The sequence below is a fragment of the Gemmiger formicilis genome (genome assembly GCF_016901605.1).
Taxonomy (GTDB): domain Bacteria; phylum Bacillota; class Clostridia; order Oscillospirales; family Ruminococcaceae; genus Gemmiger; species Gemmiger formicilis_B.
On the sequence record NZ_JACJKP010000867.1, the window covers coordinates 1 to 220 of the forward strand.

Consider the following 220-nt stretch of genomic DNA (forward strand, 5'->3'; position numbering starts at 1 on the left):
AGCTTTTGGCAAATTTTACGGGTCCCGGGCAAAAGAAAACACGCAGCGGCCGCACAACCGCTGCGTGTTTTGGATTCAACGCGTTATTTCAGCACCGCGCCCTGGTTGGCGCTGATCACCGACGGACGCTTCTCCGGCGCAAGCCGCGGTGCCGCCATCGGTCACGTTTCCCCGGAGGCTGCCTCGGGCGGCCCCATCGGTTTGGTCGAAGAGGGAGATA

Annotated in this window: 1 protein-coding gene; it reads left to right on the forward strand. The window is 61.8% G+C overall.

Going from position 1 to position 220, the window contains the following annotated elements:
- The coding region (locus tag H6B10_RS19185; protein WP_430661795.1) for a dihydroxy-acid dehydratase at positions 1-220 on the forward strand (220 nt) is incomplete at both ends.